The sequence below is a fragment of the Ruminococcus gauvreauii genome, assembly GCF_025151995.1.
Classification (GTDB): Bacteria; Bacillota; Clostridia; order Lachnospirales; family Lachnospiraceae; genus Ruminococcus_G; species Ruminococcus_G gauvreauii.
Genome location: NZ_CP102290.1, coordinates 3,159,001 through 3,183,061, shown reverse-complemented (window position 1 = coordinate 3,183,061; position 24,061 = coordinate 3,159,001). Strand labels below are relative to the sequence as shown.

The following is a 24,061-nucleotide window of genomic DNA, read 5'->3' as shown; positions in this document are numbered from 1 at the left end:
TTAAAATATTATTTTCTGTCCTGTCTAATCATTAAAGATGACATGCAAGAAATATTTGATGCTATTCTTAAATCTGATAAAATAATATTGTCTGCACCAATTTGTAGCTGGTTATGTTCAGCACACGTTTTAAGCTGTTTGGTGTGAATAAAATCAAAAAAAAGACCGATTCCGTTAAGAACCAGTCCTTATATTCATATAATCTTATTTCCGCTGCTTTGCTATTACTGCCCCAGACCATTGACGTAATCGTCCACTGCAGTCGTATCCATCGTATATTCTACCGCCGGTTTTCCGGAAGGATCTGCTGCCTTTTGGTAAATGGACCAGCCAAACCATCCGACCAATGCTACAGCCACAACGATGGCTGCTGTATATTCCAGTCTGCGGATACGTTTTTCTCTTTTCAAAATCTTATCTTTATTTGCCTTATAGTTTTTATAACGGTCAACTTTTTCCTGACTCATGCCTTCCTCTCCTTCACTCACAGATGTATAGACAGTATAGCACAATTCCATCTGTCTGCAAAGTATTAAAATCATCAGATCACAACGATCACACCGCCGTCATTTGCGTACATGGAGCTCAGGCCCCTGGTGTCCAGAATCACCGCATCTTTTACCTTCATGCGTGCCATAATTCCTTCTTTCACGATCTCTGCGCGTTCCGCACAGTTACAGTGAGAGATCGCCAGCACACGGTTCGCACTGTCTGCGGTGCGTTCCGCCACATAATCTACCATTTTGACCAGAGCCTTGTTAATGCCTCTTGCCTGATCCAGCTGACAGATTGTGCCCTCGTCTGTCGCCCCCATCACCGGTTTGATCTTAAGAGCAGACGCCACAAACGCCTTAACCAGACTCAGACGTCCGTTCTTGCGGAGTGTGTCCAGATTCTCCAATACAAAAAAGGTATTCTGGCTGGCAATATACGCCTCTACCGCCTGTACGATTTCTTCGAATTCCATTCCGGCCTCTTCAAATTCCGCAATCTTCATCGCGATCAATGTTTCCCCGATCGATGCACTTCTGGAATTAAACACATAAATCTTCTGATCCGGCTTCTCCTCCAGCAGAAGATCCCGTCCCAGCATCGCACTGTTAAAAGATCCGCTCAGTTCTGCCGACAGCGTCACCGCATAGACATGCTTGGCGCCGCAGTCAAATGCTCTTCGGAAGCTCTCCGGCGACGGACATGAAGACTTCGGACAGTTTGGGGAAGCAGCTACTTTCCTCAGAAAATCCGCCTGCACGAACGTCTCATCGTCAACAATGGATTCGCCGTCCACGTCCAGGATCAGCGGAACTGACTCAAAACGGGGGTCCGCTTTCATCTCCTCCGTAAATTCTCCGCTGCTGTCCACTACTATTTTAAAATCCATATCTTCCTCTTTCCTCCGGTTACTATAATATCTGTATTATCGAAATTCATTCTTATTTCCACTTAATGTAGTATTCAATACCATATTATACTAACACAGATATGCCGCTTTGAAAAGAGGTATTTTATGCTTTCTAAAAGCTGCACAAAAGGGACTGCACCAGACAAAATGGCAGTCCCTTTTGTATATCTCATCATTATCTTTCGTCGATATCTTCGAATTGTTTATGTGTTCCCACATATTTGTAAGCAGGGCGAATGATTTTCCCCTGGTTTACCAGCTCTTCCAGGCGGTGTGCACACCATCCGGATATACGGGCAATTGCAAAAATCGGAGTGAACAGTTCCCTCGGAATGCCAAGCATGGTATATACGAATCCGCTGTAGAAATCCACATTTGCGCAGACAGGCTTAAACAGTTTTCTCTTGTTCATGATCAGCTCGCCGGCATTTCTCTCTACCAGCTCATACAGTGCAAATTGATCCATCAGACCCTTTTCCTCGGCAAGACTTCTTGCATAGTCCTTCAGTATCACACATCTCGGATCAGACTCTGTATAAACGGCGTGTCCCATGCCATAGATAAGTCCGCTGTTGTCAAACGCTTTTCTATCCAGAATATCATTCAGATAGGCACGGATTTTGATTTCATCCGTCCAGTCCGGACAATTTTCCATAATATTGGCAAACATATCCTGAACCTTCAGGTTTGCACCGCCGTGGCGCGGTCCTTTCAGTGAACCGATGGATGCTGCAATCGCAGAATATGTATCTGTTCCCGTCGAAGTCACAACGTGCGTGGTAAATGTCGAGTTATTTCCGCCGCCATGCTCAGTATGAAGAACCAGTGCGATATCCAGCACCTTTGCCTCCAGCTCTGAAAATTTTCCGTCTTCGCGCAGCATGTGAAGAATATTCTCTGCAACAGACAGCCCGCGCTCAGGATTTCGAATCAGCAGATTCTTATCGAGACGGAAGTGCTGGAATGCATGGTAGGAATACACCGCGATCAGCGGCATCTTTCCAATCAGTTCCAGGGACTGGCGCAGAACATTCGGAATCGAAATATCATCCGGGTTATCATCGTAGCTGTACAGTGTCAGGATGCACCGCTGCATCGCATTCATGATATTGGCATTGGACGCCTTCATGATGACATCGCGGATGAAACGTCCGGAAAGGTCCTGCATGTCAAACAGAATATCCATGAATTTTTCCATCTGAGATCTGTTCGGAAGCTCCCCAAACATCAGAAGATACGTCACTTCTTCAAACCCAAATCTGCGGTTCTTATAGCTCTTTACCAGGTCCATCACATCATATCCCTGATAGTACAGCCGCCCGTCACTCGGGATCTTACGTCCGTCCACCGTATCGTATGCACAGACATCAGATATCTCTGTCAGCCCTGTCAGCACACCCTTACCGTTTGAATCACGAAGTCCTCTCTTTACGTCATACTCTGCATACAGGTCCAGATTAATCTTGCCGGATATCATACAATATTTCAACAGCTCTTCGAAATCCTTGTCCTGCTCAATCTTCACAGTATTGGAATCAGAATGATTTGTGCTCATTTATTATTTCCTCCTTCTTGTAATATTAAAAGAACACCAATTGCGATTAACTTCGTAATCAGTGTCCTTTTTAGCTCTGTAGCTTATTATAGCGGAAAAGTATTTTGATTTCAACTAATTTTTAACAATCTTTCAGAAATTAGTATTAAAATTAGTATTTTTGACATATATTACGATAAAATCTCGCCGCCAATTCAGCGTTTTACCGGTATTCCATCGATATAGACGTCCACAACTTCCAGTTCCTGATTGAGCAGTACCAGATCCGCGGCTTTCCCGGGCGTGATGCTTCCGCAGGTTTCGTAAACCCCGATCTGCTTTGCCGGGTTCATCGTAGCAGCACCTATCGCATCTTCCAATGGGATGCCCATCTCCTTCACAGCTGTCCTGACACATGACATAAGATCTGTGACTGATCCGGCAATTGTCCCATCAGCGAGTACTGCCTTTCTGCCGGCAACCGATACTTTCTGCCCTCCCAGTGTATAGGTTCCGTCCGTAAGCCCTGCAGCGCGCATACTGTCGCTGATCATGATGACCCGTTCAGCCCCGAACATCGCAAAAGCTGCACGCACTGCCGCCGGATGAATATGCACGCCGTCACAGATCAGTTCCACTCGGCAGTCCCGGTGATCAAATGCCGCGCCAATGACTCCCGGTTCCCGGTGTGAGAGCGGAGGCATCGCATTGAACATATGCGTGACATGAGACACGCCCTCTGCAAATGCCTGTCCCGCCGTTTCATAGTCTGCTTCCGTATGAGCAATGGAGACCACAACATCATCTTTCACCCCGCGGATAAATTCCATAGCCCCTTCGCACTCCGGAGCGATATCCACAAGCCGGATCAGTCCCCCGGAAGCTTTTAAAAGCTTCCGGAACATTCCGATGTCACACGCACGTATATATCTGGCATTCTGTGCCCCTTTTTTATTCACATTGATGAAGGGACCTTCCATATTGATGCCGACGAGTTTAGCCCCGTCTCCGCGGTAAACGGCGGCTGTCTCCATGATATGCAGCAGCTCCTCCTCCGGAAGCGTCATCGTCGCCGGACAGATGGATGTGATACCGGCCGCTGCCTCATATGCGGCAATTCTGGCAATCGCTTCTGTACTGCCGTCACAGAAATCAGCTCCGTCACAGCCGTGAAAATGGATATCTACAAGCCCCGGTACTGCATAGCAGCCCCGACCGTCCACGGTCTCATGGTCTTTGTGTCCGCCCGCGGAGAACCTGCCGTTTTCAATGATCACATTTCCTTCTCTGAATGTTCTGTCCTCGCCATATACAAGTACGTTCTTAAGAATCATCGGTCTCCTCCTGATACTATTCGGTAATGATTTTCGACATCGCCGCCTTATCTGCAACGATTGTTACGTCATGATGCATCTGCAGCACAGAAGCCGGTACTTTCGGTGTCACCTCGCCGAAAAACGCTTTTTTCACGATATCAGCCTTATCTTCTCCGCTGACAACCACCAGGATCTTCTTTGCACGCATGATAGTTCCTATCCCCATCGTATATGCCTGCCTCGGCACATCATCCGCGGATGCGAAAAAGCGTTTGTTTGCCTCAATGGTACTCTCCTGCAGATTCACACAGTTCGTCTCCGATGCGAAAAATTCAGCCGGCTCATTGAACCCTATATGTCCGTTATGCCCAAGGCCAAGCAGCTGCAGATCCACACCGCCCATGGATTTTATCACTTCCTCATAGCGGCGGCATTCTTTGTCGCTGTCCGGCTGGGTACCGTCCGGGAGATGTGTATTGTTCAGATCGATATTAACGTGGCTGAACAGATGATCGTGCATGAAGTAGTAATAGCTCTGGTCGTTTTCCCTGTCCAGTCCCCTGTACTCATCCAGATTCACCGTTTTAATTTCTTTAAAATCAAGATCTCCTTCGTTATACCATTTCACCAGATTCTGATAGGTGCCGATCGGAGTGGAACCGGTCGCGAGCCCCAGGACACTGTCCGGCTTCAGTATGATCTGTGATGCGATGATGTGAGCCGCCTTTCTGCTCATCTCCTGATAGTCATTTGTCGTATAAATTTTCATAAGTTCCTCCAAATTTGGTTTACTATATTATATGGTTTTATCCTCTTTCGCGCAGTGCTTTCAACGTATCATCATGCAGCATTTCCTTTTCATATTTGTCCAGGTTCACATAATATGAATACAGGATATCGATCATCACGAGAATCGGGAACTGGGGAGAAATGACATTTCCATGGTTCAGATGGGCCAGCGATGGAAGCAGAACCACCTCGTCACAGTAATTTCCAAACTCATCTTTATTTGTCGCAGTCAAAAGCACCGTGCGTGCGCGCCGTTTGTGGCCTTCTTTCAGAAGATAACGCACGGCCTCATTCTCACCGCTGATACTGATGCCGATGATCATACACCTCTCATTCTGGAATACGGAACGCATGCGGATGACATCCGGATCGTTTATGGTGTCGATATCCACACCGATGCGCATAAAACGAAGCTCCATCTCCCTGGCGGCAAGTCCCGAACTTCCGAGTCCGCTTACAAATACTCTGGATGCCTTTGCCATGTAACTGCACACTCTCGCAATCTGTGCTTCATCCTCCAGATTGTATGTTTTGTTCAGAAGCTCCTGGTACGTGTTCAGAACTGTCCTTGTATTTCCCGCCATCGCCTCTGTCCGCTCCGCAAAACCCTCCTCATACTGATAAATAAATTCCCGGTATCCTCTGTAGCCGCATTTTTTTGCAAAACGTGATAACGATGCCTCCGATACAAACAGCTGCTCAGATATGGCCCGTGCTGAAAAATCCATCTTTGTTCGGTTTTCAATGAAAAAATCGGCAATATTGCGCTCCACGGTCGTCAGCTTCCCGTAATTCGATTCGATGACAGGAATCACTGTTTTTGCATAAACTTCCATCCTCTGATCCTCATCTGCACTGTCTCTGTTTAAAGTTATAAAAGGCCCCCAGCATTCCCGCGTCGTTTCTGTGTCTGGCAAACGCAAGCTCTGTATGTTCCTCGATACTTGATACCAGATATTTTTTCAGCGCCTTTTGGACTCTGTCCTTCAGATAGTCTTCCTGCGTCATAATACCTCCGCCCAGCACCACGATTTCCGGATTCAGCACACAGCAGATATTGGCGATTCCCTTTCCCAGCACATCCGCCAGCTCATCGATCGCCTGGATACAGTCTTGATCACCCTGCCGGGCAGCTTCAAAGATGCGGTATCCATTCCATTTTCCGGAATTATCCTGTTTTTTCTGCGCCACCTTTTTACTCAGGATACTGCTGGCACCAAGCGACTGAAAGTCGCTGTCATCCATTTTCATGTATCCAACCTCACAGGCACTGCCGGACGCACCGTGAAAGACCTTTCCATCCAGTATGATCGCGCCTCCGATTCCGGTGCCTATCGTCAGGCAGACTGCATATTTTTTCCCGCGTGCAGCCCCTGATATGCTCTCCGCAAGCCCTGCGCACTTGACGTCATTTTCCACCTCGCATGGTATCCCGAATTTCTTCTCCATGGTATTTTTAAAATTCGTACCCGCATAATCCGGAATCAAGGGAGCCGCATAAAAAATCTCTCCCTTTTCCCTGTCTACCATACCGGCAGTGGAAATACAGATACCCGCAGGACGGTATGCATCCAGGTACTGCTGTACGATCCCCACGGCCTTCTCCAAAATGGCTGCTCCGCCTTCCTGCGCCCTGGTTTCCATCTTATCTTTCTCAGCAAACGTACCGTTCTCATCCAGAACCCCGTATTTGACAGCCGTTCCCCCGATGTCGATGCTTACATAATATTTCAACCCTGATCCCCCTTTCTTTCCTGATAAAGACTGCCACAAAAGACAAACCTCATGGTTTGTCTTTCGGTGACAGTTACTGGATTTTCACCTTGAAAATTGCTTTTTTTATCGTCTGCGGTTCTCCCGTCTGTATACCCGTCATATGGCCGTCATCCGGAAAACAGATCAGAAAGTCTCCCGGCTGCAGCACAGCATGGCCGGCTGCACTGCCTTCCAGCGGAAGAAAATCATCCTCCGGCACAAATTCTCCCTGTTTCATATTCCGGATAAAATTAAGATCAATCCGTTCTTCTCCGCGCAGCATGACATGAATATCCAGATACTGCCTGTGCGCCTCAAAAAAGCGCTGTTCCCTTTCCTGCGTTCTGTATTCTACAATATTAACATATCGGTTGTCTTTGTCAATCTCATGTCGTCCCGTATCATACGAAACCAGGTCATGTTCTGCTGCATATGCAAAACAAGATTTGATATTTTCTTTCAGAAAATCATATTCCGACAGCTGATGCAGATTTCCAAATATCATCCGTTACGCCTCCTCCTTCTTTTTGCCGATGCCGTAAATGGTCGTTTTATCATCCGGCAGCTCTCTGTTTCCCGTAACCGCCCTGTGAATATAACTGACGACCAGGCCGACCACGACGGAGATTCCTATGGTAATCAGTGAATAGGACCAGATGGAGACCTCCGGCTGCGTATATTTCACCCAGATGATGACGACTGCCGAAACGCCAAATGCCACATACGCGCCCAGTGTGGTCGCCACTTTTGTAAAAGCGCCCAGCACGAAGGTTCCACCCAGAACTCCGAGGACCAGCCCCATAAAACCATTGAACCATTCGTATGCGGACTTAATCTCTCCGTTCGCCAGCACCATGGAAATCAAAATTGCAACAATCCCCACACCCAGAGATACAAACTGCGCAATCCTTGTCTGCAGTTTAAAGCTCATCTCCTTTTTGGAGAGGCGCTCCTGGATATCCAGGGTCCAGCTGGTCGCCACGGAATTCAGACCAGTGGAGAGTGTGGACTGAGAGGCCGCGTAAATCGCTGCCAGCAGGACTCCTGTGATGCCGACAGGAAGCTGATATGCGATAAACGATGCAAAGATCTGGTCCTGCTGCACCGTCTGTGCAAGCTCGGGATTCTGTCCGTAGAACACGTAAAGACCAGTTCCGATCAGATAAAATACGGTCGCAATGAAAATGGAAAGTGCACCGTTCGTAAGCATCATTTTATTCAGCTTTTTCGTGTCTGTCGTCGTAGTAAAACGCTGAACGATATCCTGACTGGAAATGTAAGAGGAACATGTATTAAGACCGGCCCCCACAATGATAATGAACACGCTGTTCTTCAGGAAATTCCAGTCAAATATAGCCTCATCGCCTCCCAGGAATTTCCCTGCCTGAAAGGCTCCGAAGATCGATCCCATTCCGCCGTCGATATGGAAGATCAAAAATATAAGCGCAAAGGTGACACCAATCAGTAGCACGGAGCCCTGAATAAAGTCCGTCCAGAGTACGGATTTCAAGCCTCCCGTGTAGGAGTAAATGATCGCGATCACTCCCATCACAATGATCAGGATATTGACGTTGATCCCTGTCAGATTCGAAAGTACCATGGACGGCAGATACATGATGATGGACATTCTTCCGATCTGATAGATGATAAACATTACCGCTCCCAGTACGCGGAGTCCCTTGCTGCGGAACCGTAGTTCCAGGTAATGATATGCGGTGTCAATATCCAGTTTGCTGTAGATCGGCAGGAAAAAACGGATGGTAAGCGGTATCGCAATCAGCATTCCCAGCTGAGCAAACCATAAGATCCATGTGCCGCCGTAGGAATTTCCCGCCAGTGACAGAAACGAAATCGGACTCAACAGTGTTGCAAAAATGGAGACAGACGTTACCCACCAGGGAATCGTACCGTCGCCTTTAAAAAATTCTTTCCCCTTCATCTCTTTCTTCGAGAAATGAAGACCGGCGTACAGAACAGCCGCCAGATATACCACTAAGATCACCAAGTCAATGGTTGTAAAACCCTTCATCCCAACACCCTCCTGTATCTGTTACCTGCAGAATCTGCTGACAGCTTCTTTAATCATGTCTGCCGCTTCTCTTACTGTTGCCATATCTGCGTCAATTAATGCAGGCAGCGGTTCGCGGACACTCCCGAGTTCGAGGCCTTCATTGATGCGCAGAATCTCCTTGATCACCCCATACATGTTTCCATGGCAGGAACACATTTTATAAATGATATCATTTGCCGCATACTGTGCTTCCATCGCTTTGCTCATCTGCCCGGCACGCACCAGTTCATCAATCTTCAGATACAGTTCGGGCATCGCTCCGTAAGTGCCTCCGATTCCGCCTTCTGCACCGATCACGAGTCCGCTCACCAGCTGTTCATCCGGACCGTTGAACACGATGAAGTCTTCGCCTCCTCCTGCCTTAAACATCTGAATATCCTGAACGGGCATGGAAGAATTCTTCACCCCGATCACGCGGGGATTTTTTCTCATTTTAGCAAACAGGCTCATAGTAAGCGCGACTCCCGCCAGCTGCGGAATATTGTAAATGATAAAATCCGTGTTTGGTGCGGCTTCGCTGATCGTATTCCAGTATTCGGCGATTGCATATTCCGGAAGCCTGAAATAGATGGGCGGAATTGCCGCGATTGCATCGACGCCCAGGCTCTCGGCATGACGCGCCAGTTCCACGGAGTCTTTCGTATTGTTGCATGCCACATGTGCGATCACCGTAAGTTTTCCCTCTGCGGCCGCCACCACATGTTCCAGTACCGTCTTACGATCTTGTACGCTCTGGTAAATACACTCACCGGACGAACCGTTTACATAGACACCTTTCACACCTTTTTTCACAAAATATTTCGTCAGGTTCCGAACGCCTTCGGGACTTACATTCCCCTCGCTGTCATAGCATGCATAAAATGCCGGTATGATCCCTTTGTATTTTTTCAACTCTGCCATTTTCATATCTCCTCTCTTTCGCACTTACTGGAGTGCCTCTGCAAAATTTCTGGTAATGAGCTGCGGTCTTGTGATGATTGATCCGACTACAACACTGAACGCTCCGAGCTCGATCACCCGTCTGGCTTTTTCCGGTGTATTGATATTTCCTTCCGCGATCACGGGATGTTTTACCTGTCTTACGATGCTCCGAATGATTTCAAAATCATTTTCCTCGATTTTAGAACCCTCACTCTGCCTGGTATAACCGACAAGCGTTGTCCCGATAAAATCAAATCCCAGCGCATCCGCATGAAGCGCTTCTTCCACAGTGGAACAATCCGCCATCAGCTGCTGCTGCGGATACTTTTCCCTGACCTCCTTAAAAAAAGCATCCAATGTCTGACCGCCCGGGCGCAGGCTGACCGTCGCATCAACCGCAATAATCTCAGGTTTCACCTCCATCAGCTCATCAACCTCTCGGATGGTAGGGGTAATGTAAATGTCACTGTCCCCGTAATCTCTCTTCACGATTCCGATGATCGGCAGATCCACCTGACTCTTTATTTCTGCAATGTCTTCTCTGGTGTTTGCGCGGATGCCGCATGCTCCACCCTCCTGGGCTGCTTTTGCCATGCGCCCCATAATAAATGAAGAATGCAGTGGTTCATGCGGCAGTGCCTGACACGATACGATCAGTTTTCCTCTCAGCTTCTCGATTCTTTCGTCCATTTGCTGCGACCTCCTCAATTAGTAATGTCAGTATAACACTCTCGTTTTCATTTTCAATAGTTCTCACTTTTTGTGAAAGTACTTTCAAATCTTTTTATGTGTCCCTCATTATGGTCTAGCTTCCGCTGTTTTTTTAGTAAATATGCACAATGGAATGTCGCTTCTTTCAAATGGCATACAAAAAAACGGCTCTCTAAAATTTTGAGAGCCGCCAGTACTTAATTTTCGGTTGAAATTTTTTGTTTCCTCCGTTCTTTATTTCCAAAAAACGCAGCCAGGTGCGTAAGGGACACTGTCAGCGTCAGTATCTCCGCCAACGGGATCGACAGCCATACTCCGTCAGTCCCCAGAAAGTACGGTAAAACCAGCACTGATATCACAATAAACACAAATGTCCGCAGAAATGAAATCAATGCAGAGGTCCTGCCATCCGACAGTGCGGTAAAGATTCCCGACGCCAGAATATTGACGCCACAGAACAGATAGGCAAATGCAAACAGATAGCATCCCCGTTCCGTCAGTCTGTAAACTGCAGTCCCCTCATCCACAAATATCCGGGCAATCAGCGGGGCACCTGCAAAGGCTGCCGCCCCTATGATAACAGAAGAAACTGTAGTAAACCGCATACAGATCCGATAGATCCTTCGCAGCATATCCCGTCTTCCGGCGCCGTAGTTGTAGCTGAACACCGGCGCAACCCCGATGCTGAAGCCAAGATACAGGGCACAGAACAAAAACTGCCCGTATAATACGACGGTGATCGCCGCCACTCCGTCTTCTTTTGCCAGTCGAAGCATAATGATATTGAACAGGTACGTCACGATCGCCGCAGACAGATTCGTCACCATCTCTGAGGAGCCATTCAGGCAGCTCGCCCGAAGCGCCTTCCAGTCCAGCTTTGGTCTGACAAACCGCAAACCGTCTTTCTTGATCAGGAAATATACAATCCCTGTCACCGCCGGTATACACTGACCGATCCCTGTCGCCAGTGCGGCACCTGTAACCCCCATACCGAGCGGTCCCATGAACAGATAGTCGAGCACCATATTGGCTGCCCCTGCAGCCACCGTCAGCGTCAGACCCATACCCGGTCTTCCTGCTGTTACAAAGAATGACTGGAACAACATCTGCAGCATACACATCGGAGCAAAAAACAGGACCACCCGCAGGTACGCCGAACTATATCCGATCTGCATATCGGTTGCTCCTAAAAGCCGGCAGATCTGCTCCAGGAACACGACCCCGACAATCAGGCCGATAATTCCCGTAATCACACCCGTGACAACGATCAGTGAAAAATTTTCATTTGCCTCTTTTGGTTTCTTCTCACCCAGCTTCCTGGCAATGATCGCACTTCCTCCAGTCGCCAGCATAATTCCAATCGCCATCAGGATATTCACTGCCGGATATACAATATTATTCGCAGACAGTGCCACACTTCCGACCATCCTGGAGATAAAAATTCCATCTACAATTGTATACAGCGACATGAATACCATCATAACCATTGATGGAAGCGCAAATTTCATCAATGATAAAAATTTAAAATCACGCGCAATTGTTTGTTTCATACTATCAAACCTCTCTTTTTCTTTGCAAAATTCCTCTACATAAGGTATGATAAAGTATCGGGTTACCCTATAGTCAAGTTTTTTATCCATTACGGATCAGAGCTGCTGCAAGTACGGCACGGGAGGAGAATATGAAAACAAACCGCTTTCTGACAGCCGGTGAATTTGCAAAAATAACCGGTACCACCAAACACACGCTGTTCCACTATGATAAGATCGGTCTGCTTCCGCCCGACCACCGCGCAGACAACGGTTACCGGTATTATTCTCCCGAACAGCTGGAAACCTTTGATGTAATCTGCACACTCAGAGAACTTGACATGCCTCTTGCCGAGATCAGGCAGTATCTGGAGCATAAAAGCCCCGGTCTTTTTATGAAACTGCTTGAACAGGAGGAAGAACTGATCTCCCGCAAGATGAAGCAGCTGAAACAGACGCGGGCACTGCTGCGCAAAAAATCCGCCCAGCTTGCGTCCTATCTGGAACGCAGGCCGGCGGGTCCTGAACTTCTGGAATTTCCCGAACAATATTATATTTCATCCTACAGTGACCTGACCGACAGTACCATGATGGCTTCCGCTATCGGCAGTCTCTATGAACATTGTGCATCCATGGATGATAAAAGCCCTTACGGCGTCGGATACCTCCAGTACCGTTCCAGCCTGACAAAGGGCATCTATACAGATTACCACACTCTGTACCTGCTGTTTGACAGTCGGCCAAAACATCTCAGCCATACCGTAAAACCCGCCGGAACTTACCTGTGCGGCTGGCACACGGGCCCCTGGGATCTGATCGGAAAGACATATCAGAAGATATTTGCGCACGCCGATGCCCGTGCCCTTAAATTAGATGACCATTTCTTCGAGGACGCCATCCTGGATGGACTGACCGTCAGTGAGGAAAATCTTTACGTCACACGGATCTCAGTTCGAGTACTGTAGGATATACCAATTTTTCTATTTACTGCTCTCGCAGATAAATTCTTCCAGTTTTCTCATGGCAGCCCCCGTATCAATCAGTTCTTCTGCCAGCTTCACACCCTCTTCTATTGTTCCGGTCTTCCCGGTGATATAAAGGGCTGCTCCCGCATTTAGACATACGGCACAGCGTTTTGCTCCCCGTTCCGTCCCGTTTAAAATATTACGTGTGATCTTAGCATTTTCTTCCGGAGTCCCTCCCGTCAGCTCTTCCTTCGAACAACGCGTATAACCAAACTGTTCCGGGGTAACCGTGTAAGACTGAAACCATCCGTCCCTGATCTCACAAATCCTGGTCGGTGCGCTCATGGAAATCTCATCCAGTTTATCCTGTCCATACACCACCATTCCCCTCGAGACACCCAGTTTAGCCATAACCTGTGCCAGCGGCTCAACCAGTGCCTCTTCATATACGCCCATCAGCTCCATATTTGCCCCGGCCGGATTGGACAGCGGTCCCAGAATATTAAATACCGTACGGATTCCCAGTTCACGGCGGATCGGCGCCACGTATTTCATAGCGATGTGATAGTTCTGCGCAAACAGGAAACAGATACCAATATCTTTCAGCAGATCGGCGCTTTTCTCCGGCGGAAGATTAATGGTGACCCCCAATGCCTCCAATACGTCGGCAGCTCCGCACTTCGATGATGCGGCACGGTTTCCGTGCTTCGCCACCGGCACCCCTCCCGCAGCGATGACCAGCGCTGATGTGGTGGAAATGTTAAAGGAATTGGCTCCGTCTCCGCCGGTACCCACGATTTCCAGTACATCCATATCGTGCAGCAGTTTAATGCAGTGAGCCCGCATTCCGGCTGCGGAGGCCGTGATCTCATCGATCGTTTCCCCTTTCATGGACAGGGCTGCCAGATATGCCGCCATCTGAATGTCGTTCGCTTTGCCTTCCATGATCTCATCCATGACCTGCTGTGCTTCTCCATATGACAGGTCCTCATTCCTTGCCAGTTTTAAAATTGCTTCTTTAATCATGCTCTTTCCCTCCTGTATGATCTCCTGGTTTCTCCGTCAGGACGCAGCACGATCCGAATCGCACAAATAAAAAACCCGTCCAGACAGACATAGACTCTGTCAAGGACGGGTGATAATTCCCGCGGTGCCACCTTGATTCACGGTTTGACCCGTGCCCTTAGCGAGATACCAGCATATCTCCGGCAACTGACGTATGCCTACACGTCGCAGAATACTCGGCAGCTGCCTTTCCCTGCGCCCTCAACGGTCCATTTAACAGATTGCATTTCGACCCGGCTCTCAGCTCCCCGGACTCTCTGTGCGCGCATCCCTGTTTTTATCTCCGCTTCAACGGTTTGGCTATATGAATTTTTTACATAATATCACCAACAGCCCACCCTGTCAAGCCCTTTCCTGCCATTGACACGGCCGTCCCCCGCATGGTAAAGTTGTTATTAGAGAAAGGGGAATTTTCATGAAAGCTTTTCAAATCTGCGAGGTCAAAGACTTCATGTCCAAAATGCTTATCCGGAATATATTTGATCAGTTCTTGCTTTTTGAGCTGTCACTGACTACGAATGTTACTTACAATATAGACGGTACCCTCCATCCTGATTTTTATGATGCAGGTGAAGCTGAACAGCTCAAAGCTCACGAACAGACACATGTTCTCTGGAGTGATGTCCGGCCTTTTTGCTTCTCGCTGATCAAGGGAAAGAAAACCCCCCTGAATTTCAAGATCGTATTTCAGCTTGCCCGCCCTGACGTGGAGCATCTCCTGGCACAGAGCAGCCTTGGCATACAGGCGGATGATATCTTCGGACTGTATCTGAACTGCCAGTTCGACGGTGAGCATCTGACATGTGTAACCGGCACTTCCCTGCGCTTCTTTACGATGGATAAGTCGCTCGATTACGCGTGGGATGACAAGGTGACTCGCTTTTTCAAGACACAGGGCATCACGTTTGAGTCCTGATCACGACTATCTCTGTGATCCGGCTCAGCAGTTCATTTGTGATACTGCCGGAACGTGCGGCTGCATCAGCGGCCAGCAGTTCTTCCTGTCCGTCTCTTCCGATCAGTGTCGCTACATCTCCCACAGCCGCATCGGGAATATCTGTGATGTCAACTGCCAGCTGATCCATGCTGACCCGTCCGGCAATCGGAACCCTGCAGCCTCTGATCAGAACCTCTCCTTTGCCGCAGGACAGATTTCTCGGTATCCCATCTGCATATCCGATGGGCAGTATGGCGATCCGACTGTCCCTCACCGCCTCGTACATTCTGCCGTATCCCACATGCTCTCCCGCTTTAATCTCCCTGATTAAAACAACCTGTGACCGCAGCGACAGCACCGGACGCAGATCCGGCTGAAGCCTGGTCGTATCGTCTGGGGCACTCAAAACACCGTAGAGAGAGATTCCGGCTCTCACATAGCTGCATCCAAGTTCCGGATAGTTGAGAAGACCATAGCTGCTCTGGATATGTATGTCGGGGATCGTCACCTCCTGCTCCTTCAGCCACTCCAGTAATTCAAAAAACACCTCTGTCTGCCTGCGCGTAAACTTCACATCGTCTTCTAAAAGGCTGTCCGCCGCACATAAATGTGTATAGATTCCGCACACATTCAGATTCCTGCTCCGTACCGTCCTTAAGATCTCACTTCTTTCATTCACCCCGAAGCCAAGCCGGTGCATACCCGTATCAATTTTTATATGTGACCTGATGATATACCCCTGCCGTGCCAGTCTTTTTGCATATGGAGCATCGATCAGAGTCTGTATCAGCCGGTACCGGTGCAGTTCTTTCGCCCGCGAAGGATCCGTGAATCCCAGGATCAGGATGTCTCCCCGGATTCCCCAGCGGCGCAGCGCGATGCCCTCATCAATGGTCGCGACCGCAAATGAGGTCACGCCGATCTGTTCAAGGCATACCGCCGTTTCAAAAGCCCCGTGTCCATATGCATTTGCTTTCACCACAGCCATCAGCCTGCATCCCGGCGGCATGGCCTTACTCAGGGTTCTCGCATTGTGCTTCAGATTGTTCAGATCAACCTCTATCCACGCCCGGTCCGCACGTACCCGGCGGAGTTTTCTTCTCTGTTTCTTCCACCTGCTCCAGACGATAGCCACAGCGGCAGAACCTGCCACCGATACGGCGCACACTGCCAGAAAATGAATCAGGCTGTTCTCCACCAGCAACTTGTGTAAACCAGTCAGTCCGGCAAACAGGCGCACCACAACGATCATCATCGGATGAACCAGATACAGGAGCAGAGCAAAGTCAGAGATTCCCTCAAGCCTCTTCCCTCTCCAAAATGTCAGGGCTGTAAACAGAAAGTACATGACAGGTAAAAGCATCACATACATGCTGTCGTGTCTTTGCATCTGAAAATAGTGCAGACTCATGCCTTCTGCCAGCATCAGGAATAATGAAACCGCAGTCCCGGCGATACATGTTCTCAGCGAGATGCGGACAGTCTGTTCTGCGATGATCCCTCCCATCACAAAAAACACCGGCGCAAAAAAAATGCCGTTGCGCGTATAATCGGAAATTTCAAAAATGCCGGAATAGAAGCTCCAAAATAGCGGTATCTTTTCAGTCGCTCCATAATAACTGTCCCCGAACAGCCCCACTGTATAGAGTAATACGGTTACCGCCAGCGCTCGTTTCATACCGAGCTTTTTTACCAGCGTCCATGCCGCGGCTGCACCGATAACGGCAGCCGGAAGATACCAGAGGTGGTACAGTGTTCCGTCAAACACCAGATCCTTTACTATATTCGGCAGCAGATGTTTCATGTTGAAATATCCGTTATATATATTTAATGGCAGATAAAAAAGAATCGCGCATCCGTATATCACGGCCGTTTTCCTTACAAAGCTCACCAGCTTTTCCGCATTGCGATTGTAGCTCGATATGAGAAAAAATCCGGAAGTCATAAAAAAGAAAGGAACCGCCGTGCGGGCAAAAATACGTGTCAGTATGAAGTCCCCCGTATGACCAAATGAAGCCAGCGGCGAGGTGTGAATCGCAACAACGAGAATCGCCGCTGCCAGCCTCGCATAATCGATACCCCTGTATCCTCTGTCCCTACTCATCATACATATCCAACAGCCTCTCCAACAGCTGCTCAAAGGACAGGCCGATTCCTTTCATCATATTCGGATAACGGCTGTGGGCGGTAAAACCCGGTATGGTATTCACTTCATTAAATACCACATCACCGGAAGGCGTCAGAAACATGTCCACCCGGGCAAAGCCTGAACATCCCAGCACTTGATAAATGTTCTTTGCCGTCTCCTGTATTTTCTGCTCAGTTTTTGCATCAATTCTGGCCGGCATGTGGATTCTGGAATGCTTCAGTGCATACTTCTCTGTAAAGTCAAAGAATCCACCCGTCAGCTCGATCTCATCGACTCTCCCCACAGTGAGGACATCCATCCCCAGAATGGCACATCCAACCTCAAATCCGTCCACATTCTCCTCTACAATCACTTCGTCATCGTGGCAGAAGGCCGCACTGACTGCTGCATCAAGCTCCCCTTCCCCGTATATCTTTGCGATTCCACACGAAGAGCCGGCGCGTACCGGTTTGACAAACAGCGGATACGTAAAATCTTCCGGCAGGACAACCGCTCTGCACTTCTGATGTTTTTGCAGCACCACAGCCTTCGGGACAGATATTCCTGCCGCCCCGGCCAGTCTGTGCGCCCTGTCCTTGTCCATGCAAAGTGCTGAGGCGAGGACGCCGCAGCCGACAATCGGAATCCCGGCAAGTTCAAGTAATCCCTGTACGGTTCCATCCTCCCCGTTCTTTCCATGCAGTACCGGAAATGCGAGATCCAGCTGGGTCACACGATTTTCCCATACGGAAAGTTCCAGTATTCCATGCACCGCAGGATTTTGATGCACAACAACCGGTGTCAGATTTTTTTCATCCCGCATCCAGGTATCATCCGGTATTTTTCCGTAAGCTCCCCCGTAACGGTACCAGCTCCCCTGTCTCGTGATTCCGATCGGTATCACTTCATATTTCTCCTGATTCACATTTTCCAGTACAGAAAATGCCGACTGCAGTGATACGCCATATTCTGTTGAATTTCCTCCGAAGATAACCGCCAGTCTTTTTTTACCCATGTCTTATTTCCCTTTCTCTGATGTATGTGATGAAACTCTTATAGCGGCCTGCCTGTAAACTTTCTCCAGATCCTGCTCGTTTGAAATAATTTGGAAAACAGCAAAAAAATCAGATACCCAATGACACCTCCGATGGTATTCTGCAGAAAATCGTCGATATCCGAAGAACGGCCGATAAAATACTGTGCAAATTCGATCAGAAAAGAAAAACACGCAGCGCAGAGCATCGTCCTGAAAAATCTCCGAAATACAGGCAGGGCCGCCGGCAGGATAAAGCCAAACGGAATAAACATGACAACATTAGCGGCAACCTGTGTAAGCATTTCTTCCCTGCCCATCGCCCATTCCTCCGCTGTCCATCGCAGCGGGATCATGTTAATATCATGCCTGACAGCCATAGCGTCCAGACCTTCTGTCATGCCAAGGAACACGGAAATCAGTACGGTTGCCAATAGTATGATAAGACAGCAGCCAATCAGAAGCAGAAACGACATCTGCCTCAGAAAGCAGAACTTTTTCCTCAACACCAAATAAACGGGCAGATACAAAATTGCGACAGCAGCCATCAATATAAAGCCGATCAATACATATCCCAGAATGTCTCCCATAACTTTCACCTCCAAACCGTATATCTACATGCAAAAAGCACCTCCGGTCCTGATATGATATTATCAAAACCGGAGATGCCTTTTCTCCGCAAAACCAATTAAATTTCCTGTTTTTTTCTATATGAATTCTTACGATTCTCCTACGAAACCGGAATCGTCACCTCAAATGTCGTCCGTTCTTCTTTACTCTGCACCGTTATCTCTCCGTGATGCAGCTCCACGATCTCTCTGGCGATGGCAAGCCCAAGCCCCGCTCCGCCGCTGTTCGAACCGCGTGCCGTATCCAGCCGGTAAAACTGTTCGAAAATGCGTCCCAGCTTTTCCTTCGGGATTGTATTCCCCTGATTCACCACCGTGATGACTGCCGCATCCTCTTTGAATGCCGCCGCAATTTCCACAGTGCTTCCCTCGAAACTGTAATAAACGGCGTTTCGCAGCAGGTTATCCAATACACGCTGCATTTTATCGGCATCACACAGGATCATAAGATCCGGTTCGGCATGCAGCATGTAATTCAGATGCTTCTCTCCAAACATCGGTCCAAATTCAAAGACCAGCTGCTCCAGCAGGCGGGTCAGATTGACCCTGCTGTATTCCAGTACGATATTGGAAAGGTTAAACCGGGTGATCTCGAAAAACTCATCGATCAGCTCCTCCAGCCGCTCTGCCTTATCCAGGGAAATCCCCAGGTATTTTACACGAAGCTCCTCTGAGATTTCCTTTTCATCTCTGAGCAGTGTAAGATACCCGATCACAGAAGTCAGCGGCGTCTTCAGGTCGTGGGCCAGGTAAACAACCAGATCGTTCTTTCTCTGCTCCGCCAGCTGCGCGTCCAGCTTGCGTTTTTCCAGCGTATGTCTGATATCATTGAGCTTTTTCTCCGTCGCTGATAATTCCGGAGACATTGTGATATCATGGGCATCTTCCTGAATGAGCGCATCAATTCCGCTGTTCACTTCACCAAAGTATTTCGTAAACCATCTCAGGTAAAACCAGAAAATACAAAAAAAGGCGATGGCGATAACAGTCATAAAAATGAGGTCCATATAGTTGCGGAACGTCTGCTGATACAAGTTCAGAGCTTCCTGATAATCCATCCGGAACATCATTTCAAAAAGCGATATCATCCACTCCGAAAAGCGTCCGAAGAAAATCAGATCATAGATCATCCAGACACCCGCTGTCGCACCTGCCACCATCATCAGCGTCCTGATAAATATCTTTGTCCTAAGCTGCCCGTAACCGTCCTTTTCCCTTTTCACTCTACGCTTCAATCTTGTACCCCACTCCCCAGACCGTCTTTATAAATCTCGGCTTTTTCGCAGGCTCATGCAGCTTTTCCCGCAGCCGCCCGATATGCGCCATCACAGTATTGTTATTGTCAAGATATTTCTCTTTCCACACTGCTTCAAATAATTCCTCTGAGGATACCACCTTTCCCCGGTTTTCGCAGAGATACCAGAGCACCGAAAACTCAATCGGTGTAAGAGAAATCTCTTCCTCAAACAGACGGCAGCTGTGCGTTTCCCTGTTGATCAGAAGACCTTTGATGTCATATTCGCTGACGCTCTCTTTCTGCTGCTCAGAATTGCTGTTGTAGCGCATGTACCTTCTCAGCTGAGTCTTAACCCTCGCCACCACTTCCAGCGGATTAAAAGGCTTTGTGATGTAATCGTCTGCTCCGATGGTCAGCCCCATGATCTTATCCGAATCCTCCACCTTTGCCGTCAGCATGATGATCGGGAAAAAAAACTTCTCCCGGATCTTCCTGCAGATCTGAAATCCATCAATATCCGGCAGCATCACATCAAGCACCGCCAGGTCTATCTTTTTTGATTCTATGCATTCCAGCGCCTCAGCGCCGCTGTAAAATTTATACACGGTATAGCCGTCATTGTTCAGATAGACTTCCATCAGATCGGCAATCTCTCTTTCGTCATCTACGATCAGAATACTTTCCTTCATATTGCTGCCAAGCACTTCCTTTCCTGTCAGTCTCTGTACGTTTCTCCTATACAGCATATCCCAAACTGACCCAAAACGCAACGGAATATGACGGGCACCTGCTCACAGCCTTCGGAAGACATACGTTCTCAGAACTCTGTACGCCCCTGCCCCGAATGCCGGCGGAATCAGGATCAGCGGCGCATATCCGGCTTTTGCATAATCCAGGTACATATTTCCGGAAAGAAACATATTGAAGGATATGACATCGATCTTTTCTATTCCCGCCAGATGGATGAGCAGCGGAAATACGATAAGCAGCGTACAGAACACCATCGTCTTCATCGTGTCCCGAAGCATCACTGAGACGGCAAAAATCGTCATCCCCAGGCATAGATAGCACAGTCCGCGCAGCAAGAAAAGCAGCAGCAGATACTCACCGAGTGACATTATTTCTCCAAATGCAGACAGGGAAGGAATCGCTGCACAGGGAGCGGACAGTGCGGGAAAACCGTAATGGTATGCAGTATAGATAAAATCCGGCAGATACGCCATCACAAAGATGACAGCAGATATGGCAAATCCAAGGAGCAGCTTTTTGTGTACGGTCACCAGTCCTCCGTTCGGACTGCAGGAGAGCAGACGGATCATGCCGGTATTATATTCCACAGGGAAGAGAGACGAAAAAGCGGCGATCGTCGCCAGCATGAGCAGCGCTGCATTAATCATATCATACCGATATCCCTCATACGAATGTCCGCTGATGCGGTCGTACCCTGTTTCATATACGAAACCCAGATTTTTCCTGTTTGTCATGGCATAGTCCTGCAGATACCAAAGTCTCTGTGCCACACGCTGGAAGGCGCTCCGGTTCTTTGTCTGGTCTGACACCAGCCGCTGCACGGCATTCCATTGTGCATCACTGATTTCTTTTGCCTTATACTGTTTCCAGGCATCTGACAGCATCGTATCATAGTACAGCAAACGCTCCTGCTCTTTTCTCAGAACCTCCGTCTTTTGCCGTGTCACCGGTCCCTCAAGACGCTCCATATACTGCCGGTAATACTGCTCTTCCGAGCTGATATAGTCTGACCGCTGCACTCCCAGACAGATCTGCAGCGCAGCGAACACTGCCAGGATCATAAGTGCCCGCTGCATGACCAGACATTTGTATCCCTCGTGACTGAGCAGACCGCCGCTGCAGCCGCGCACGGCATTTATCTTTCTGCCTGCCCCAGGCGGCTCAGGTGCTTTCGTCAGCCTCTTTGCCGCAAAGCCATACAGATTCAGACAAATAAACACACACGCCAGCAATGCAAGCATAGCCCAATACAGCGGCATCATACTGACCGGGCGCGACATCAGGCTGACGTTGAAGTAGTAGCGGTAAATGGAATTCACCTGCTGAAACGGTATCAGATTGATATACTTTATAAGCTGAAAGACTGAATTGCCGTCAATCAGCTGATAAAGGCCGAAAGACACTCCAAACAGCAGTGCCGTCTGTACATACAGCATCGCAGTCCTCCTGATATGCAGAGCAAAAAAAACAAGAATAAGCGATACTATGTAACAGATTAAGATTTTAGATATTACAAAAAGCAGCAGATATTCCCCTGACGTCACGGACAACGCACATCCCATATAGCCGCTGACCGACTGAATGGGAGCCTCCCAGTTCATCTGACCGTATTTTGCGGACGCCAAAACTGCATTCATGCCCCAGAATACCAGATTAGCAAACACGCTTCCGAAAAACAGTGTACCCATCTTCGCTGCAATCAGGTGCCGTCTTCCCCGCAGAAGCGGTAACAACAGCGCTGTCAGTCCGCGCTCCCGCTCCCATACCACTAGAATCAGCACCATATAAAACAACAGACACAGCACCAGAAAATCCGTCGCCGGAAAATCCACCGTGTCATGGAACGTATGCGAATTGACAAATACCGGCCGCGTACCGGCAAGCGGCGCGAATGCCGCTGCGGTCTTTCTGGCATTCTCTCTTGAAAAGCGGCTCTCATTTTGAAAGATTGCAATCCCGCTCTGTCCCTTTGCCTTCTCCTGGATGTCCTCCAGATACGCCTCATATCCCGAGATATCTCTCAGCTGCTTTTCAAACTCCTGTAAAAGAGAATACTCCTGATAAGCATCCCGTGCAAATTTCGGCTCGTATTTCTCGATCTTTACATACTGGGCATACGCCTCAAACTCGTCCAGCTCTTCCTGAAACAAAAGCGCTTCGAGTTCTTTCGTACGTTCCTGTACTTCCCGGTAACATTCTTCTTCTGACAGACTTAAATAATAGGCATACGCTTTTTGATACACGGAGGTATCCAGCATCTCATCCGGGGCCTTCGTATACAGCAGTACGCCGTTTATCAGAAGCAGGACGGCCAGAACCAGCCAGAATGCCGGACTGAGCCAGACTTTCACGCATTCATTTTTCCATATCCGCATCCCGCCTCACCTCATCCTCGAACCGGTATAAATACACATCCTCAAGCGTCGGATGACTCCGCTGCCAGGGATATTCATTCGGTACCTCCTCCGCGATCACATGCACCATCAGCTGCTCCCCGCAGTATGAGACATTGCTGACCAGATACCGCTGCTCCAGGCCCGCAAGCGCCGATACCGGAACGATGAGATCATACACTTTTCCCTCCAGTTCTTCGATCAGCTCCTGGGGCCGTGCCACTGCCAGCACATTCCCCTGTTTCATCAGAATCACTTTCTTTCCGATCTGCTCAATATCTGAGACAACGTGAGTTGCCAGCAGAACAATCTTGTCTTCTGCGATCTGGGAGATCATATTGCGCACCCGTATACGTTCCCTGGGATCCAGTCCTGCCGTAGGCTCATCCAGGATCAGCACGGAGGGCTGGTTCAGAACCGCCTGGGCAATCAGTATCCTCTGCTTCATTCCGCCGGAATATGACCCCATCCTTTTTTTCGCCTGTTCCGTCATATTAACAAATTTCAGCACCTCCTTGATCTCTTTTATCGCCTGTCGCTTCGGCATTCCCTTCAAATCCGCCATATACGCCAGAAAGCGGTAGCCGGTAAACTGATCATACAATGCCTGCTGCTGGGGCATAAATCCCAAAACCTTGCGGAATACGGCGCTTCCACCGGTGACATCGATATTGTTGTACAGCACCATTCCGGTATCCGGGGCGAGGTTGCCCGCAATGATATTCATCAGCGTACTCTTCCCGGCACCGTTCGGCCCCAACAGTCCATAGACTCCCGGCGTCAGCTCCAGATTTATTCTCGACAAAGCCTTCTTTTTTCCATATGATTTGCTAAGTCCCAGTATTTCGAGTTTCAATTTTTCAACTCCTTTGATTTTTTCTCAGATCTGTGATATC

22 protein-coding genes are annotated in these 24,061 nt (G+C 48.7%); 2 read left to right on the top strand and 20 right to left on the bottom strand.

Annotated features, from left to right (window positions below; genetic code table 11):
* Positions 1-224: 224 nt before the first annotated feature.
* The 12 genes from NQ502_RS15090 to NQ502_RS15035 form a co-directional block, all read right to left on the bottom strand.
* The gene (locus NQ502_RS15090) at positions 225-467 is read right to left on the bottom strand and encodes a hypothetical protein (RefSeq protein WP_028529037.1); all 243 of its coding nucleotides are present in this window, start codon (positions 465-467) and stop codon (positions 225-227) included.
* A 74-nt stretch (positions 468-541) separates the two neighbouring features.
* Positions 542-1,381, bottom strand: a complete 840-nt coding sequence (locus tag NQ502_RS15085; RefSeq protein ID WP_028529036.1) for a DegV family protein — start codon at positions 1,379-1,381, stop codon at positions 542-544.
* Between the two features lie 196 nt (positions 1,382-1,577).
* A complete protein-coding gene (locus NQ502_RS15080; RefSeq protein WP_044983319.1) occupies positions 1,578-2,957 on the bottom strand; it encodes a citrate/2-methylcitrate synthase in 1,380 nt (459 codons plus the stop codon).
* A 194-nt stretch (positions 2,958-3,151) separates the two neighbouring features.
* Complete coding sequence (gene nagA, locus NQ502_RS15075; RefSeq protein WP_028529034.1) at positions 3,152-4,270, bottom strand: N-acetylglucosamine-6-phosphate deacetylase; 1,119 nt, start codon at positions 4,268-4,270, stop codon at positions 3,152-3,154.
* Positions 4,271-4,286: 16 nt separating this feature from the next.
* Positions 4,287-5,021: a glucosamine-6-phosphate deaminase gene (gene nagB, locus NQ502_RS15070; RefSeq protein WP_028529033.1), complete on the bottom strand. Its 735-nt coding sequence runs from the start codon at positions 5,019-5,021 to the stop codon at positions 4,287-4,289.
* 37 nt (positions 5,022-5,058) lie between these two features.
* On the bottom strand, positions 5,059-5,877 hold the full coding sequence (locus NQ502_RS15065) for a MurR/RpiR family transcriptional regulator (RefSeq protein WP_028529032.1): 819 nt from the start codon (positions 5,875-5,877) through the stop codon (positions 5,059-5,061).
* Between the two features lie 10 nt (positions 5,878-5,887).
* Positions 5,888-6,775 carry an ROK family protein gene (locus tag NQ502_RS15060; protein WP_028529031.1) on the bottom strand — a complete coding sequence of 296 codons (888 nt, stop codon included), beginning with the start codon at positions 6,773-6,775 and terminating at the stop codon, positions 5,888-5,890.
* Positions 6,776-6,848: 73 nt separating this feature from the next.
* Positions 6,849-7,301 (bottom strand): YhcH/YjgK/YiaL family protein, encoded by a 453-nt coding sequence (locus NQ502_RS15055; RefSeq protein WP_028529030.1) that lies wholly within the window; start codon positions 7,299-7,301, stop codon positions 6,849-6,851.
* Positions 7,302-7,304: 3 nt separating this feature from the next.
* Positions 7,305-8,825, bottom strand: coding sequence for a sodium:solute symporter (locus tag NQ502_RS15050; protein WP_028529029.1), 1,521 nt, complete (start codon positions 8,823-8,825; stop codon positions 7,305-7,307).
* Positions 8,826-8,846: 21 nt separating this feature from the next.
* Positions 8,847-9,767, bottom strand: coding sequence for a dihydrodipicolinate synthase family protein (locus NQ502_RS15045; RefSeq protein ID WP_028529028.1), 921 nt, complete (start codon positions 9,765-9,767; stop codon positions 8,847-8,849).
* Positions 9,768-9,791: 24 nt separating this feature from the next.
* Entirely contained in the window at positions 9,792-10,478 is a 687-nt protein-coding gene (locus tag NQ502_RS15040) for an N-acetylmannosamine-6-phosphate 2-epimerase (protein WP_028529027.1), read from the bottom strand.
* Positions 10,479-10,696: 218 nt separating this feature from the next.
* Positions 10,697-12,049 carry an MATE family efflux transporter gene (locus NQ502_RS15035; RefSeq protein ID WP_028529026.1) on the bottom strand — a complete coding sequence of 451 codons (1,353 nt, stop codon included), beginning with the start codon at positions 12,047-12,049 and terminating at the stop codon, positions 10,697-10,699.
* A gap of 131 nt (positions 12,050-12,180) precedes the next feature.
* On the opposite strand from NQ502_RS15035, the gene NQ502_RS15030 reads away from it, so the two are divergent.
* Entirely contained in the window at positions 12,181-12,993 is an 813-nt protein-coding gene (locus NQ502_RS15030; RefSeq protein ID WP_028529025.1) for a MerR family transcriptional regulator, read from the top strand.
* Positions 12,994-13,008: 15 nt separating this feature from the next.
* Here the strand turns inward: NQ502_RS15030 and trpD are convergent, their stop codons facing one another.
* Complete coding sequence (gene trpD, locus NQ502_RS15025; protein WP_028529024.1) at positions 13,009-14,019, bottom strand: anthranilate phosphoribosyltransferase; 1,011 nt, start codon at positions 14,017-14,019, stop codon at positions 13,009-13,011.
* 454 nt (positions 14,020-14,473) lie between these two features.
* Here trpD and NQ502_RS15020 point away from each other — a divergent pair, with 454 nt between their 5' ends.
* On the top strand, positions 14,474-14,974 hold the full coding sequence (locus tag NQ502_RS15020; RefSeq protein ID WP_028529023.1) for a DUF5721 family protein: 501 nt from the start codon (positions 14,474-14,476) through the stop codon (positions 14,972-14,974).
* Here NQ502_RS15020 and vanT read toward each other — a convergent pair.
* From vanT to NQ502_RS14985, 7 genes are all read right to left on the bottom strand, one after another.
* Positions 14,958-17,099, bottom strand: a complete 2,142-nt coding sequence (gene vanT / locus NQ502_RS15015; RefSeq protein WP_028529022.1) for a serine racemase VanT catalytic subunit — start codon at positions 17,097-17,099, stop codon at positions 14,958-14,960. The genes NQ502_RS15020 and vanT overlap by 17 nt on opposite strands.
* On the bottom strand, positions 17,092-18,138 hold the full coding sequence (gene vanG / locus NQ502_RS15010; RefSeq protein WP_028529021.1) for a D-alanine--D-serine ligase VanG: 1,047 nt from the start codon (positions 18,136-18,138) through the stop codon (positions 17,092-17,094). Before vanG ends, vanT begins: the two co-directional genes overlap by 8 nt.
* A 38-nt stretch (positions 18,139-18,176) precedes the next feature.
* On the bottom strand, positions 18,177-18,746 hold the full coding sequence (locus NQ502_RS15005; protein WP_044983317.1) for a VanZ family protein: 570 nt from the start codon (positions 18,744-18,746) through the stop codon (positions 18,177-18,179).
* A gap of 140 nt (positions 18,747-18,886) precedes the next feature.
* Positions 18,887-20,020, bottom strand: a complete 1,134-nt coding sequence (vanS, locus tag NQ502_RS15000) for a vancomycin resistance histidine kinase VanS (RefSeq protein ID WP_028529020.1) — start codon at positions 20,018-20,020, stop codon at positions 18,887-18,889.
* The gene (gene vanR, locus NQ502_RS14995) at positions 20,010-20,711 is read right to left on the bottom strand and encodes a VanR-ABDEGLN family response regulator transcription factor (protein WP_028529019.1); all 702 of its coding nucleotides are present in this window, start codon (positions 20,709-20,711) and stop codon (positions 20,010-20,012) included. The genes vanS and vanR overlap by 11 nt, the downstream gene beginning before the upstream one ends.
* Positions 20,712-20,813: 102 nt before the next feature.
* Positions 20,814-23,147 (bottom strand): hypothetical protein, encoded by a 2,334-nt coding sequence (locus NQ502_RS14990; protein WP_028529018.1) that lies wholly within the window; start codon positions 23,145-23,147, stop codon positions 20,814-20,816.
* Positions 23,128-24,021 (bottom strand): ABC transporter ATP-binding protein, encoded by an 894-nt coding sequence (locus tag NQ502_RS14985; RefSeq protein ID WP_028529017.1) that lies wholly within the window; start codon positions 24,019-24,021, stop codon positions 23,128-23,130. Before NQ502_RS14985 ends, NQ502_RS14990 begins: the two co-directional genes overlap by 20 nt.
* Positions 24,022-24,061 lie beyond the last annotated feature (40 nt).